Origin of the sequence: Actinoplanes sp. NPDC051851 (assembly GCF_040681165.1) — a bacterium.
GTDB lineage: Bacteria > Actinomycetota > Actinomycetes > Mycobacteriales > Micromonosporaceae > Actinoplanes.
In genome coordinates this window covers 1-15,221 of sequence record NZ_JBFAYF010000061.1, presented here as the reverse complement: position 1 = coordinate 15,221, position 15,221 = coordinate 1, and the positions used below count along the sequence as shown (strand labels likewise).

Sequence of the window (15,221 nt, the reverse complement as noted above, 5' to 3'; positions counted from 1 at the left end):
ATGCAGGACGCGGGTGACGGATCAACCGCGGTGACCGCGTATCAGGGATTGAGCGCGGTGACCGCGTCGGTCCAGTTGGCGTCGCTGGTGACGTCGGCGAGGGTCAGGCCCTGGAGGATCTTCGTCATCTCCGCGTCGGAGAGGCGGCCGTCGCTGGCCACCTGGATGCTGGTCTTGCCGTCCGCGCTGCGCGTGGTGCAGAAGCCGTTGCCGCAGCGGATCTGGGTGCCGGGCTTCTGCTGGTTCGAGTTCGCCGCCGGGATCACGAAGATCTCGAAGTCGCCGGGCAGGTCGGCGCCGTCGACGCCACCGAACGGCTCGGCGAGGCCGGTCGTCGCCGGGGCCTCGTTCGTGAAGATGGCGCCGCCGTAGTTCCCGTCGCGCGCCGAGGCGATCCCGTTCAGGCCGGAGGTGGCGTGCGAGCCCACCTCGACCGGGACGTACCCGGCCGGGACGTAGCTCAGCGTGAACGGCAGCTTCGCCGGGGTGGCCGTCGCGCCGTCGAGGCCGGCGACCAGCTCCCTGAGGTCCGCGGCCGCCGGGGTCTTCTCCGAGGTCGACCGGCTCTCCACCACGGCCCAGGCGCCGTCCGCGTACTCCCAGGCGATGGCCCGGGTGGACCTGTCCTTCGGGTCCGCGTAGATCCGGGCCTGGTGGCCGTCGACCGTGGTCTTCTCCGCGCCCGCCAGGCTCTCCGGGTCGTACGCGCCGGGGCGGTACAGCACCAGGAACGCGTAGAGCGTGTCCGGGTACTTGCCCTCCTCCTTCAGCTTCTGGATGTCGGCGATCGACTCCGGGTCGACCGCGCGGTCGTTGGTGACCATGCCGTCCCGGTAGACCGAGGCGATCTGGTACGCCGTGGACGCGACGACCGGCGCCGACACGTGCCACTTACCGGCGTCGAAGGCCCCGAACGTGAAGATGAACGGGTCACCGAGCAACGAGGCGGCCGCCGTACCGGAGGAGACGGTGGAAGGAGCGGCCGGAGCCGCCGGGGTGACGGAGGCACCGGGCGTGCCCGGCAGCAGCGCCGGGAGGGCGAAGGCCGTGGCGACGACCAGCGCGACGCCCGCGCCGGCCATCCCCGCCTGACGCCGGCGGCGGACCCGGCGCCCCTTCCGGACGATGGTGTCGACCGTGGTCGAGGGTGGCGGCGCGTCCGAGATCGCCAGGTCCACCACGTCATGCAGCCGCACGGGTCCACTCCCCTGTCCCGCCGGCGCTCGCACCGGCCTCGTTTCCGACCTCGAGGTCGATGTGATCGGCGGCCAGTACCTCGCGGAGCCGGTTCAGGCCGCGCGAGCTCTGGCTCTTGGCGGTGCCGACTGAGGTGCCGAGCACGCCGGCGGTCTCCTCGAGCGTGAGCCCGAGGTAGAACCGCAGGATGAGGGCGGCCCGCTGGCGTCGGGGCACCTCGCGGAGCGCCGCCTGCACGCGCAGGCGCTCGTCCGAGACCGCCGAGTGGTCCCGCAGCGGGACGTCCGGCATCTCGTCGCCGGCCGACCGTTCCCGGCGCCAGGGGCGGCGGGTCTCGTCGACCGCGGCGCGGTACACCATGGTCTTCGCGTAGAGATCGGGCCGGTCCAGCTTGCGCCAGCGCGGATAGAGCTTGGCCAGCGCGGTGGACACGGCGTCCTCCGCCGTGTGCCAGTTACCGCAGGTGAGGTACGCCAGTTTGCGCAGCGGCCCGATCTGGGCGGCGACGAACTGGCGGAATCCTTCCTCGTCCTCGGTGATCAAGGTGGGCTACCTCCTTCGACGGAGGTTGAACGCTCACCGGGTATCGAAGGGTTGCACGCCCTGGCGAGAATTATCGACGGTGAGGATCAGGTCGACGACCAGGGCGCTCCAGCCGGTCTGGTGCCAGGCGCCGAGACCCGCGCCGTTGTCGCCGTGGAAGTACTCGGGGAAGACCACCAGGTCCTTCCAGTCCGGGTGCTTCTGGAACATCTCGGTCGCGCCGTAGATCGGGCGGTGCCCGTCGGCGTCCGGGACGAACATGGCGATCAGCCGGCGGGCCAGGTCGTCGGCGACCTGGCCGAGCGGGACCTTGGTCTGCGAGCCGGTCGGGTACTCCACCTTGAGGTCGTCACCGTAGAACGCGGCGAACTCCCGCAGCGCCTCGACGAGCAGGAAGTTGACCGGCATCCAGATCGGGCCGCGCCAGTTCGAGTTGCCGCCGAAGAGGCCGCTGGTGCTCTCGGCGGGCTCGTAGCCGACGGTGAAGTCGGACCCGCCGAGCGACACCGTGAACGGCTTCTCCAGGTGGGAGCGGGAGAGCGTGCGCAGGCCGTACGGCGAAAGGAACTCCTCGGGGTCGAGCAGGCGTGCCAGGATCCGCAACAACTGGTCCTGACCGACCATGCTGAGCAGCCGCTGCTGGCGCCGGTCCGCCCCGCCGAGACGACGGGCGCTGATCACGTCGCCGAAGTCGGCCTGGGTGTGGATCATCCAGCGGACCCGGGCGCTCAGCGACGGCAGCCGGTTCAGCGTCTCCGAGGTGAGCCGGGTGGTGGCCGCCAGGGGCAGCAGGCCGACGATCGAGCGGGCCTTGAGCGGCACCTTGTGGCCGTCCGGCAGGCGCAGCACGTCGTAGAAGAAGCTGTCCTCCTCGTCCCAGAGCCCCTGCCGGTACGCCGCCTCGGCGATGTACGTGAAGTGCTCGAAGAACTTGGTCGCCATGTCCTCGTAGGACCGGTCGTGCAGGGCCAGCAGGATCGACATGTCGAGCAGGTTGAGGGCGTACATCGCCATCCACCCGGTGCCGTCGGACTGTTCGAGGACCCCGGCGACGGGCAGCGCCGCCGAGCGGTCGAACGGGCCGACGTTGTCCAGGCCGAGGAAGCCGCCCTCGAAGACGTTGTTGCCGCCGACGTCCTTGCGGTTGACCCACCAGGTGAAGTTGAGCAGCAGCTTGTGCATCACCCGGGAGAGGAAGTCGTAGTCGCGCGAACCGTCTATCTTGAACACCTGCAGCGCGGCCCAGGCGTGCACCGGCGGGTTCACGTCGCCGAACGACCACTCGTACGCGGGAATCTGGCCGTTGGGGTGCATGTACCACTCGCGCAGCAGCAGGATCAGCTGCGACTTGGCGAAACCGGGGTCGACGCGCGCGATGCTGACGCAGTGGAACGCGAGGTCCCACGCGGCGTACCAGGGGTACTCCCACGGGTCCGGCATGCTGATCACGTCGAAGCTGTTCATGTGCCACCAGCCGTTGTTGCGCCCGAAGCGCCGGCCCGGTGGTGGCGGCGCCTGTCCCGGGTCGCCGACCAGCCACTGCTTGACGTCGAAGTGGTAGAACTGCTTGCCCCACATCAGCCCGGCGATGCCCTGCCGGGCGACCGCGGCCTCCTCGGGGGTGACCCCGGCCGGGATGACCTCGCCGAAGAAGTCGTCCGCCTCGGCGAGCCGGTCGCGCATCACGATGTCCCAGCCGTCGCCGAGGTCGGCGGGCGGCGCCGGGGCGTCGGTCTGGGCCAGGCGCAGCCGGATGGTCCGGCTCTCCCCGGGCCCGAGGGTGACCTCGTAGTGCAGCGCGCCCTTGGTGCCGATCCCGCTCGGGTTGACCGTCGGCATGTCCGAGATCAGGAAGTCGTTGATGCCGTCTTTCGGGTACGGGCTACGGCCGGGCAGTCCCCAGAGCCGCTGCGAGTTGGTCTCGTTGTCGCAGACCAGCGCGGGCGCGGCGGCCTCGCCATCCAGGGTGAGGTGGCCGAGCGACCGGTGCAGGCCGGCGAGGCGTCCGGGCGTGCCGGCGAGCGACGGGACCGCGGACCGGTTCGGCAGGCCCCACGACCACGTGTTGCGGAACCAGAGGCTGGGCAGCACGTGCAGGGTGGCCGGTTCGGGCCCGCGGTTGGCGACGGTGACCGCGATGCACATGTCCTGCGGCCCGGCCTTGGCGTAGTCGACGGTGACCGCCCAGAACCTGTCGTGGTCGAAGATGCCGGTGTCGACGAGCTCGTACTCGCCCTCGTTGCGGGAGCGCGCGCCGTTGACCCGGACCAGCTGGTCGTAGGGGAACTCCTCCTGCGGGTAGTGGTACCGCCAGCGCATCCAGGAGTGGGTGGGCGTGGAGTCCTGGTACCACCAGTACTCCTTGGCGTCCTCGCCGTGGTTGCCGCCGTCGCCGCCGAGGCCGAACATCCGCTCCTTGAGGATCGGGTCCTTCTCGTTCCAGAGTGCGAGCGCGAAGCAGAAGGTCTGCCGGTCGTCGCAGACGCCGGCCATGCCGTCGTCGTTCCAGCGGTACGCCCGCGACCGGGCATGGTCGTGCGGGAAGTAGTCCCACGCCGTCCCGTGCTCGCTGTAATCCTCCCGGACCGTCCCCCACGCACGCTCGGAGAGGTAGGGACCCCAGGCCCGCCACGGCTGCTCGCCGGAGTCGGCCTGGTTCAGCCGTACCCGCTCCGACACCTCTGATCTCACCATCCCGCTCGCTTTGACCCGCAGTCGATCACACTGAGACTGTCATGGTCCGGTGTCAAGTGTGTCCGGCTCCGCCGATTCTGCCCCAGGAACGGAGTCCTACCCGGTGTCCGCGCTCCCCTCACTCATGTTCAGCCATGCGATTTGTAGTGATCTTGAGGCGAGCACGCAGAGAGAGTGGCTGGTCACGGATGGTGTCGGCGGTTACGCGATGGGCACCGTCGCCGGCCTCCGGACACGCCGCTATCACGGCCTCCTGGTGGTCTCCGGAAAAAATCCGGCATCCCGCATGCTGGGCGTCGCGTCACTCGACGCGGTGATCACTCTCCCCTCCGGCGCGGTGGTCCGGCTCGCCACCCACGAGTGGGCGAGCGGCGCGATCGAGCCGCGCGGGCACGAGTTGCTGACCGAGTTCGCCCTCATCGACGGAGTGCCCCGCTGGCGCTGGCGGATCGGCGACGTCCTGATCGAACGCGAGCTGGCGATGACGCACGGCCGTCCGGCGGTCGCGGTGGTGTACCGCCTGCTGGCCGGCGGTCCGGTCCGGATCACCGTCCAGGCCCTCTGCACCTGGCGCGACGCGCACACCGAGCGGTTCGCGTCCGGCCCGTCGTTGTCGGTCACGCCGACCACCGACGGCTGCATCGTCGAGGGCGCCTACCGTTTACGCGGCCCGTCTCCCACCGAGGTGGGTGGGTGGTTCCGCGGTGTGCGGCACCGCGAGGAGGCGGCGCGAGGCCTCCAACCCTTAGAAGATCTATGGTACGGCGAAAGCTTCGACGCCCGACTGGGAGAGGCCGGCGACGTCATCGGCCTCGAGGCATGGGCGGGCGACCTGGACGACCCGCCGCCACCCGCGATCGACGTGATCGCCGCCGCCCGCGAACGGAACCGCGCGGTGGTCGCCGCGGCGAAGCCGGACGACCCGGGCCAGGCCCGGCTCGCCCTCGCCGCGGACGCCTTCGTGATCCGGACCGCGAACGGGCCGGACGTGGTGGCCGGCTACCCGTGGTTCGGGGCGTGGTCGCGGGACACGATGATCGCCTACGAGGGGCTGTTCCTCGCCACGAACCGCGCCGCCGAGGGCCGGGAGCTGCTCACCGCGTACGCCGCCACGCTCTCCGAGGGGATGCTGGCGAACACCGCGGACACCGGCAGCGTGGAGTACAACACCGTCGACGGCACGCTCTGGTTCCTGCACGCGGTCGGCCGGCACGTGGCGGTCACCGGCGACACCGACCTCGGTGCCGGGCTGCTCCCCGCGCTCCGTGACGTGGTCCGGCACCACCTGGCCGGCACCCGGTACGGCATCGGCGTGGACCCGGCCGACGGGCTGCTCCGGCAGGGCACCCCCGGCGCGGCGCTGACCTGGATGGACGCCCGGATCGACGGGGTGCCGGTCACCGCCCGGGCGGGCAAGCCGGTCGAGGTGAACGCGCTCTGGATCAACGGGCTGGGTGTACTGCGCACGCTCGGCGACGACACGGCCGGTCCCGTGCTGGCGCGCGCCGCGAAAGGCTTCGCACGGCGTTTCCCCATGCCGTCCGGACTGCTGTACGACGTGGTCGACGGGGCCGCCGGGGATGACGACACGCTCCGGCCCAACCAGCTGCTGGCGTGGTCACTGCCGTATGCGCCGCTGCGGCCGGACCCGGCGGTGCTGACCCGCATCGGGGACGCGCTGGTCACCCCGCTCGGGCCGCGCAGTCAGGCGCCGGGGACACCCGGGTACCACGGGCGGCACCGGGGCACCCCGGCGGAGCGGGACCGGGCGTACCACACCGGGACGGTCTGGCCCTGGCTGCACGGCCCGTACGCCGGGGCCTGGCACAAGCTCGGGGTCGCCCTGCCCTCCGACGACGCGCACCTCGACGGATACGGACTGGGCTCGGTCTCGGAGACCGCGGAGGGCGACCCGCCCCACGCCGGCACCGGCTGCCCCTTCCAGGCCTGGTCGGTCGCGGAGCACCTGCGGGTCCGCCGCCTCCCCGTTGCCCGGATCACCGGGACCTGATCCCCTTTCGCACCGGGAACGCAACCGGCATCTGCGACATTCTTCCCATGGAGCGCGGATGGCGGTACTGGCTCGGCCTGGTCGCCGTCTGCGCCCTGCTGCGTGGCGTCCTGCCACACCTCAGCGGGCCGGAGTGGGCGAACAACACCGTCTATCTGACCGTCTCGCTGGGCGTACCGGTCGCCGTCCTCGCCGGGGTGCTGGGGAACCGCCCGGCCCGCCGGGGCGCCTGGATACTGATCCTGATCGGTCAGATCGCGTACGGGGTCGCCGACGCGCTCACCACCCTGCCGGGCGGGGAGTTCGCCGAACCGAGCCTGCCCGACGCGTTCTACCTCACCAGCTACGTGCTGATCATCGCGGCGATGATGGTGTTCATCCGGCGGCGTACCCCGGACTGGGACTTCGCCAGCGGTGTGGACGCGCTGATCGTGACCATCAGCGCCGCGCTGCTGACCTGGGTCTACCTGCTCCAGCCGGCGATCACCGACTCGACCCTGACGCTCCCGGCGAAGCTCACCGAGGTCGCGTACCCCCTGCTCGACCTGATGCAGTTGATCCTCGCCGTGCGGCTGGTCCTCGGCGCCGGCTCCCGCAGCCCGGTCCTCTACCTGCTCTTCGGCTCGCTCGGCCTGATGTTCGCCGCCGACACCGGGTACGCCGTGATGGGCGTGATGGGCTGGGCGGACGAGACCACCGGCCCGTACCTCGGCATGCTCTGGATCGCCTCGCTCGGCCTGCTCGGTGCCTGCGCCCTGCACCCCGCGATGCGCGACTTCGACGAGCGCAGCCGGGTCCCGGCACCCGAGGCCACCCCGAAGCGCCTGATCATCCTCACCCTCGCGGTACTGATGGTCCCCGGCCTGCAACTCGCCGAGCACCTGCGCGGCCGCGACATGAGCGTGCCGCTCGCCACCAGCACCTGCGCCATCATGTTCCTGCTGGTCCTGGCCCGGATGGCGGGCATGGTGGCGGCCCAGCGCCGGGCCGCCCTCACCGACGGCCTGACCGGCGTCCGCAACCGCCGCCACTTCGAGCACGCCCTGCTGACCGAGTGCCGCCGCGCCACCCGCGCCGGCTACGGCATCGGCCTCCTCATGATCGACATAGACTTCTTCAAGAGGGTCAACGACACGTACGGCCACCAGGCCGGCGACCGCGTGCTCCGCGAGGTCGCCCAGCGCCTCGCCGCCGGCTGCCGCACCGGCACGGTCCTGGCCCGTTACGGCGGCGAGGAGTTCGTGGCTCTGGTCCCCCACATCGGCACCGGCGAACTCCTCGCGGTCGCCGAACGCATCCGCACCACCATCTCCGACCTCCCCATCGAAACCGGCGACCAGACCCTCCTCACGGTCACCGCTTCGGTAGGCGCCGCCGCCGCCCGCGCCGGCCACGCCGACCCCCAACTCCTCCTCCACGCCGCCGACGAGGCCCTCTACGCCGCCAAGGCCGGCGGCCGAAACCGCTCCGTGGTAGCCCCCACCCTCCACACCCCCACAACAGCAAGCCCCTAACCCAGGGCCGCGCAGTAAAGGGTTTTCGGGTATCGGCAACCCTCGTTCCGGTAGTCGAGATCCGCTCTCGCGTCGGCCGGGCGTTCCGCTCGGAGCGCGGTGGATCTCCCCCGCTGGCGTTCATCGGTGACCCCGCTGGTCAATGCCAAACCGGCGGTACCCCACGGTCCGGTCGGCCGACGATCCGGGGTGTCTCAGGCCCGTCGGCTGGCGATCCGGGGTGTCTCAGGCGCCCGAGAGACCCCTGAACACCAGCCACGCCGGGAAAGCTGGCACCCAGAGGTCACTCAAGCCCTCCGACACACCCCAGAACACCAGCCACGAAGATCATCCCCGCGGACGATCATGAAGTGTTGATCAATCCCGGGCTAGCCAGGGTCCACCCCGCACCCCCCGCCGGTGACGAGCCCGCCGGAATTGGCCAGCGGGGTCATCGGCCCTGAGGGACCCTTCAGCGCCAGCTCGTCCGGTTCGGCTGGTCGTGAGGGGTGCCTCGAAGGGCTGGAGGCACCCCTCACGACCAGCCGAAAGCGGAACCGGCCTGCCTGGCGCGGCCGCGGCAAGCGGGGAATGAGGGGCGGCACGATTCCCCCGGGGCGGAAACGACTCCGGGGCCGGGCACGGCTCCCCCGGGCGGGCACAACTCCGGGAGCGGGCATCTCGCCGTCGGGGTGTGGTGCGGGCGTTAAGGTCGCATCGTGCCTGCATCCGAGTATGTCCGGAATCTCCGCGCCAAGGTGGGCCAGGAGATGATCATGTTTCCGACGGTGAGCGCGGTGATCCTCAACGACGCCGGGGAGATCCTGCTGCACCAGCGCAGTGATACCGGGCAGTGGACGCTGATCGCCGGAATGATGGATCCGGGAGACCAGCCGGCCGACACGGTGATCCGGGAGGTTGAGGAGGAGACCGCTCTCCAGGTGAAGATCGAGCGGCTGGCCGGAGTCATGCTGCACGAGCTCACCTACCCGAACGGCGACGTCTGCCAGATGATGAACACCTGGTTCCGCTGCCGCGCCGTCGGCGGCGAGGCCCGTGTCAACGACTCCGAGTCCCTGGCGGTCGAGTGGTTCCCCCTCGACGCGCTACCCGAGCTCAACGACTTCGCCCTGCACCGCATCCGTACCGCCCTCGACGAATCCGCCCCCGCCTGGTTCGCCGCACCGGACGAGAAGATCCCCGACGGCTGGTGATCGTTCACACCCCCCCCACCGAGTTCACCCCAACCGAACACCGGCCAACCGAACACCGGCCAACCGAGCGGAAGCGACGGCCGGGAGAACGACCGATCAAGGCGGGCAGCAGGTCGGGCGAGCCGTCGGGCGTGCGGTGGCCCGTCAGGCGGCTGAGCGTGGAGGTGGCCCGGCAGTCGCCTGGGCATTGCGGTGGCCCGGCAGGCGCCTGGGCATTGCGGTGGCCCGGCAGGCGGCAGGGCGGGATGGCGCACCATCGGCTACGCGCAGTCGGCGCGTGGTCGGTTGGTCATGTCAGCCAGCCGGGGCGGGTCAGGCCGGCCTCGTAGGCGTAGACGACCAGTTGGGCGCGGTCGCGGGCGCCTAGCTTGATCATGGTGCGGCTGACGTGGGTCTTGGCGGTGGCCGGGCTGATCACCAGGCGGGCGGCGATCTCCTCGTTGGAGAGGCCCTCGGCGACCAGGGACATCACCTCGCGTTCGCGGTCGGTGAGCTGATCGAGGGCCAGGGGTGGGGACGGGCGGCTCCGGCCGGCGAACTCGCCGATCACCCGGCGCGTCACGCTCGGGGAGAGCAGGGCGTCGCCGGCGGCCACCGCGCGGACGGCGCGCAGCAGGTCGATCGGCTCGGTGTCCTTCACCAGGAAGCCGGAGGCGCCGGTGCGCAGGGCCTCGAAGACGTACTCGTCCAGCTCGAACGTGGTCAGGATGACCACCCGGGTCGCCGCCAGCGCGGGGTCGGCGGCGATCCGGCGGGTCGCCTCCAGCCCGTCCACTCCGGGCATGCGGATGTCCATCAGCACGACGTCCGGATGCGCCGCGCGCACCAGTGAGACCGCCTGGACGCCGTCCGACGCCTCCCCGACCACCCGGATGTCCGGCTCGGCATCGAGCAGGGCGCGGAAGCCGGCCCGGACCAGCGCCTGATCGTCCGCCAGCATCACCGAGATCATGACGACTCCTCGCTCTCACTCGACGGCGGCGCCGGCAGTGTCGCCGTCACCAGAAAGCCTCCCTCCGGCAGCGGGTACGCCTCCACCCGGCCGCCGAGGCTCTCTGCCCTGGCCCGCATCCCGGCGATACCGCTGCCATGCTCCTGCACCCCCGGATCCGCCGATTCGCCCGGGGAGGAGGCCGGGGACGGGGACGGGGACGGGGACGGGGACGGGGACGGGGACGGGGACGGGGACGGGGACGGGGACGGGGACATGCTGCGGGCCGACGACGGCATGCCGGGTGACGGATCAGGTGATGGACAGGGCATGGGCGGACCGAGCGGAGCAGACGGATCGACTGGACCGGCGGGAGCGGGTGGACCGGGTGAGTCGGCAGAAGTGGGCAGACCGGCTGAACCGGGTGGGTCGGCTGGCGAGGCGGGCCGTGAGGTCGGTGGGCCGTCGTTGTGGATGGAGAGGTGGAGGACGGCCGGCCGGTAGTCGACCGTGACCTCGGCCGAGTGGGGTGGCGTGGCATGGCGCCGAACGTTGGTCAGCGCCTCCTGGACGATGCGGTAGGCAGCACGGTCGACCTCCGGCGGGAGTGGTCGCGGGGTGCCGCTGATCGTGGTGGTGACCGGGATGCCGGCGGTGGCGGTGAGGGCGCTGAGGCGGCTCAGGTCGGGCGCGGGGTGGCGTGGGGCGGGCTCGCCCGTCGTACGCAGGACGCCCAGCACCGAGCGGACCTCGCGCAACGCCTCCGCGCTCGCCGTCTTGATCGCGGCGAGGGCGGCACGGGCCTGCTCGGGGCGCTGGTCCATCAGGTGGAGACCGACGCCGGCCTGGACGTTGATCAGCGAGAGGTGGTGGCCGAGGACGTCGTGGAGCTCGCGGGCGATGCGGAGGCGCTCCTCGGAGGCCTGGCGGCGCTCCTGCTCGGCGCGGGCCCGCTCGCGCTCGATCCGGGTGCGCTCGATCTCGGCGAAGTGGTCGGCGCGGGACTTGGTGACGGTGCCGAGCAGGATGATCACGGCGAGGGCCAGGGCGGCGAACGCGACGGCGCCCGAGTCCGGGCCACCCTCACCGGACGGTAGGAGCGTGACCACCAGCCAGCCCGCATACACGGCCACGGCGCCGATCACGGCGGCCGCCCGACGACCCAGGCGCGCCAGACTGAAGAGGGCGACGGCGGGGGCGGCGGCGTAGGTGAAACCGGGCGTCGGCAGGGAGTACGCAAACCCGAGGGTCGCCGCGGCGGCCACCACGAAGGCGGGGACGGGTGCGCGACGGCGCCAGAAGAGCGCGAGCGGCCCGGCCAGCAGCAGGAGGTAGCCCCCGAGGCCGATCGGGGCGCCGTGCAGCTTGGTGGTGCCGACGAGGTGGATCACTCCGGTGATCACCACGGCACCGGGTGGCCAGCCGGCACGCGGATCCCGCAGGCGCCGTCGCCAGGGCGGGCCGGAACGGTCCGGATCCCGCTCCCACCGGCCCCGCCACCACGGGACCGATCGCGGGCCGGAGTCGGCGGAGGTGATCAGGAACGGACAGGCACTCATGGCGCGACCCGGAGGCCACGTCATCGAACCGCCCATCTCGCTCATGCAGCCGAAACTACGTCACGCCGGAGGGGATGACATCAGCCCACGGAACCCCGCCGGACTCATACCCGGGTCGCATCCGGAGCGGCACGTCATACCCCGGGAGGAGTAGCACCCGACCGTCGTCTCCATCCCCTGGGCCGATGACGACCCTCCTCCGCCGCGCAACCCTGGAACCGTGCTCCCGGCAGAAGAGCCGAAAGCACGGAACGGGCCCAGAACGCGCCGAGAAGGTCGCGAGAAAGCGGCGAGAAGGAGAGCGAGGCGAGACCGGTGGACGACGACGGCGTGCGGATGCGCAGCTCGGACAGCGAGCGGGAGAAGGTCGCCGAGGTGGTACGCGTGGCGATGGGCGAGGGCCGGCTGACCCTGGACGAGGGCGAGGAACGGCTCGTCCGGACGTACGCGAGTAGATATCGCGACGAACTGACGGCGCTGACGCGGGATCTCCCCGCGCAGAGCCCGCGACCACCCGCGACCCGCCGATCGATGAGCCCGAGCCCACAACGACCCGCGACCCGCCGATCGATGAGCCCGAGCCCACGACGACCCGCGACACGCCGGTCGATGAGTCGGCACACCGTCCGGGTCATGATCGCGGGCGGGGTGCTGACGGCGCTATGGGCTGCCTCCGGCGCTCACTTCTTCTGGCCCGCGATCCCGTTGACGTTCCTGGTCGCGGGATTGATCCGGCACGCGCGGTACGGGCGCTACGAGTTCCGCCCGCACGCCGTGCCCCGGTGACCCGCACGCCGTACCCGGTGCTCAGCGAAGGATGGAAATCCGACATGGACGGTACGGTCGTTGATCTTCCCCGCGCACTCTGCCAGAGTTGGCGAGTTTGTTCGGGGAGGGACAACGCACATGATGGGTCCGTCGCACGCTCTGTCAGGGGCGGCCGCGTGGCTGGCCGGCAGTTGGGCAATCGACCAGTTCGCCGGTTACGAGCAGTCACCACTGATGATCGCGGTGGGCACCGCGATGTGCGCCGGCGGCGCGCTCCTGCCCGACCTCGATCTCTCCGGGAAGGTGACGACCAACCAGGGTGGCGCCACGGTGGCCCGTACCTTCGGGGTGGTCTCGCTCTTCGTCGCGGAGGTGGTCGAGAAGATCTCGCTCGGCATCTACACGGCGACACGGCAGAGCAAGGACCCGAAGCGGGACCACGGGCACCGGACGTTCACGCACACGCTGCCGTTCGCGGCGCTGATCGGCTGGGGCACCACGGCGCTCGCCGCGCACTACGGCAAGTGGGCCGTGGTCGGCATCATCTTCTTCATGGCCGGCCTGGCGCTGCGCGGGCTCTTCGACAAGTGGGCGGAGAAGGCCGGCTGGGTGATCGTCACGCTCTGCTCGGCGGGCGCCGCCTGGTTCACCGCGGCGAACCTGCCCGGCGACCGGGGCTATCCGCTGCTCGGCTTCGCGGTCGGCGCCGGCTGCGTGGTGCACCTGCTCGGCGACATGATCACCAAGAACGGCGTGCCGATCTTCTGGCCGATCCCGACCGGGCGCGGCCGGATGTGGCGAATGGTCGGCATTCCGAACCAGTTCGCGGTTAAGGTCGGCGGTAAGACCGAGACGGTGATCCTGACCACCACCTTCACGGTGATCTCGATCATCTCGCTCTTCGGGCTGTTCGCGCCGGTGGTTCTGGAGCGACTCCATCTTGATGTGTGGGCAAGTAAGTAGCAGACTTCCTCAGACCTTTCCGGTACGGCCCGATATGAGGGGAACTTCCCCATAACATCGGGCCGTCGCCGTTAGGACGTGAGAACACATGGCAGGGACCGTCCCGCCGGAGAGCGTGACCATCCGCCGGAACCCCCTCACCGGCTGGATCAACGACCGCCGCGTGAACACCAAGCTCTTCGCCTGCGTGCTGACCATGGCGCTGGTCGCCGCCGCGGTCACCGTGCTCGGCATCAACCGCATGAGCAAGTTCAACGAGGCGCTGGAGGAGATGCGCGAGGAGCACGTCGAGAGCGCGCTCTATCTGGCCCAGATCCGCCAGGGCGTGGCCCTGAACTACAAGGCGATCATGTTCTCGTCGGGCACCAACGCGTCGCTCGCCGACGCCAAGGAGGTCCGCGACGAGTCGGACGAGGCCATCAGCACGGCGATCGCGTCCTACAGGACGTCCGCCGCCGCGTCGGCCGAGCGCCTGGCGGCGATCACCACCTTCGCCGACGCCCTGGCCGACTACCAGACTCTGCGCAACGTGGTCATCCTCGGGGAGGAAGCTCCCTCCGGGTTCACCATGCCGGCGACCGACAAGATCGGCACGACCTTCGAGTCGTACGAGACGACGATGAACGACGCGCTCGACAACGTCCAAGCGGTGGAGCGGAGCGAGTCGAGCGCGATCGCGAGCACGGTTCAGCAGGAGTACCAGCAGGCCCGGATCACCATGTGGTCGGGTCTCGGCATCGGCGTGCTGCTCGCGTTCGTGCTGGCCGCGCTGGTCGGCCGGGCGATCCGGCGCCAGGTGGACACGGTCGGCGAAGCCCTCGACGCGGTGGCTGCCTCCGACCTGACCAAGGCCGCCGAGGTGCACGGGCGCGACGAGATCGGCGCGATGGCGGTCGCGGTCAACAAGGCGCGGGACGGGCTGACGGCGACCGTGCGTACGCTATCGGGAAACGCCGAGACGCTCAGTGCGGGAGCGCGGCAGCTGACCACCGCGACCGCCCAGATCGCGGGGACTGCGAAGCAGGCCTCCCTGCAGGCTGACCGGGCGGCCTCGGCCGCCGAGGACGTCTCCGGCAACGTGACCACGGTGGCGGCGGGCAGCGAGGAGATGGGCGCGTCGATCCGCGAGATCAGCCAGAACGCCAACGACGCGGCGCAGGTCGCGGCGCGGGCGGTGGACGTCGCGGAGAACACCAACCAGATCGTGTCGAAGCTGGGCCAGTCCTCTGCGGAGATCGACGCGGTGGTCAAGACGATCACCAGCATCGCCGAGCAGACCAACCTGCTCGCCCTGAACGCCACCATCGAGGCGGCCCGCGCCGGCGAGTCCGGCAAGGGCTTCGCGGTGGTCGCCGGCGAGGTCAAGGAGCTGTCCCAGGAGACCGCACGTGCCACCGAGGACATCTCCTCGCGGGTCCGGGCGATCCAGGAGGACACCGAGAACGCGGTGAAGGCGATCGGCGAGATCAGCCGGATCGTCCGGCAGATCAACGACTACCAGCTCACCATCGCCAGCGCGGTGGAGGAGCAGACCGCCACCACGAACGAGATGAGCCGGAGCGTCGCGGACGCCTCGGGCGGCACCCGGGAGATCGCCGGGAACATCACCGGGGTGGCCGAGAGCACCCGGGTGACGACGACGGCGCTGGCGGACGCGGACACCACGGTCGCCGAGCTGGCCCACCTCGCCGACGACCTGCAGCGGGTGGTCAGCCGCTTCACGGTGTGACCACCCGCTCCAGGAGAAGGCCGATCAGTCGATCGAGTAGGCGAGGTTGGGGCGCAGCCAGCGCTCCACCTCGCCGAGCGGCAGGCCCCGGCGCTTCGCGTAGTCCTCGACCTGGTCCT

The 15,221-nt window shown here is 70.9% G+C and carries 11 protein-coding genes; 6 read left to right on the top strand and 5 right to left on the bottom strand.

The features are described from left to right. Nucleotides 1–41: 41 nt before the first annotated feature. Genes AB0M08_RS38285 through AB0M08_RS38275 form a run of 3 tightly spaced genes read right to left on the bottom strand, consistent with a single transcriptional unit; the run spans nucleotide 42 to nucleotide 4,434 of the window. Nucleotides 42–1,196: a hypothetical protein gene (locus AB0M08_RS38285; protein WP_364504700.1), complete on the bottom strand. Its 1,155-nt coding sequence runs from the start codon at nucleotides 1,194–1,196 to the stop codon at nucleotides 42–44. Further along, on the bottom strand, nucleotides 1,183–1,740 hold the full coding sequence (locus AB0M08_RS38280) for a SigE family RNA polymerase sigma factor (protein WP_364504698.1): 558 nt from the start codon (nucleotides 1,738–1,740) through the stop codon (nucleotides 1,183–1,185). Before AB0M08_RS38280 ends, AB0M08_RS38285 begins: the two co-directional genes overlap by 14 nt. 33 nt (nucleotides 1,741–1,773) lie before the next feature. Then, on the bottom strand, nucleotides 1,774–4,434 hold the full coding sequence (locus AB0M08_RS38275; RefSeq protein ID WP_364504696.1) for a glucosidase: 2,661 nt from the start codon (nucleotides 4,432–4,434) through the stop codon (nucleotides 1,774–1,776). Between the two features lie 124 nt (nucleotides 4,435–4,558). Between AB0M08_RS38275 and AB0M08_RS38270 the strand changes: the two genes are divergently transcribed. From AB0M08_RS38270 to AB0M08_RS38260, 3 genes are all read left to right on the top strand, one after another. After that, nucleotides 4,559–6,445, top strand: a complete 1,887-nt coding sequence (locus AB0M08_RS38270) for an amylo-alpha-1,6-glucosidase (RefSeq protein WP_364504774.1) — start codon at nucleotides 4,559–4,561, stop codon at nucleotides 6,443–6,445. Between the two features lie 47 nt (nucleotides 6,446–6,492). Then, complete coding sequence (locus tag AB0M08_RS38265) at nucleotides 6,493–7,959, top strand: GGDEF domain-containing protein (RefSeq protein WP_364504694.1); 1,467 nt, start codon at nucleotides 6,493–6,495, stop codon at nucleotides 7,957–7,959. A 698-nt stretch (nucleotides 7,960–8,657) separates the two neighbouring features. Beyond that, the gene (locus AB0M08_RS38260; protein WP_364504692.1) at nucleotides 8,658–9,152 is read left to right on the top strand and encodes an NUDIX domain-containing protein; all 495 of its coding nucleotides are present in this window, start codon (nucleotides 8,658–8,660) and stop codon (nucleotides 9,150–9,152) included. A gap of 289 nt (nucleotides 9,153–9,441) precedes the next feature. Here the strand turns inward: AB0M08_RS38260 and AB0M08_RS38255 are convergent, their stop codons facing one another. Together AB0M08_RS38255 and AB0M08_RS38250 are read right to left on the bottom strand one after the other, a co-directional pair. Continuing rightward, on the bottom strand, nucleotides 9,442–10,104 hold the full coding sequence (locus tag AB0M08_RS38255; RefSeq protein ID WP_364504690.1) for a response regulator transcription factor: 663 nt from the start codon (nucleotides 10,102–10,104) through the stop codon (nucleotides 9,442–9,444). After that, nucleotides 10,101–11,642: a histidine kinase gene (locus tag AB0M08_RS38250; protein ID WP_364504689.1), complete on the bottom strand. Its 1,542-nt coding sequence runs from the start codon at nucleotides 11,640–11,642 to the stop codon at nucleotides 10,101–10,103. Before AB0M08_RS38250 ends, AB0M08_RS38255 begins: the two co-directional genes overlap by 4 nt. A 315-nt stretch (nucleotides 11,643–11,957) precedes the next feature. On the opposite strand from AB0M08_RS38250, the gene AB0M08_RS38245 reads away from it, so the two are divergent. The 3 genes from AB0M08_RS38245 (at nucleotide 11,958) to AB0M08_RS38235 (ending at nucleotide 15,102) form a co-directional block, all read left to right on the top strand. Further along, nucleotides 11,958–12,428, top strand: coding sequence for a DUF1707 domain-containing protein (locus AB0M08_RS38245; RefSeq protein ID WP_364504687.1), 471 nt, complete (start codon nucleotides 11,958–11,960; stop codon nucleotides 12,426–12,428). A gap of 120 nt (nucleotides 12,429–12,548) precedes the next feature. Continuing rightward, nucleotides 12,549–13,373 (top strand): metal-dependent hydrolase, encoded by an 825-nt coding sequence (locus tag AB0M08_RS38240; RefSeq protein WP_364504685.1) that lies wholly within the window; start codon nucleotides 12,549–12,551, stop codon nucleotides 13,371–13,373. Nucleotides 13,374–13,461: 88 nt separating this feature from the next. Further along, complete coding sequence (locus tag AB0M08_RS38235; protein WP_364504683.1) at nucleotides 13,462–15,102, top strand: methyl-accepting chemotaxis protein; 1,641 nt, start codon at nucleotides 13,462–13,464, stop codon at nucleotides 15,100–15,102. Nucleotides 15,103–15,221 lie beyond the last annotated feature (119 nt).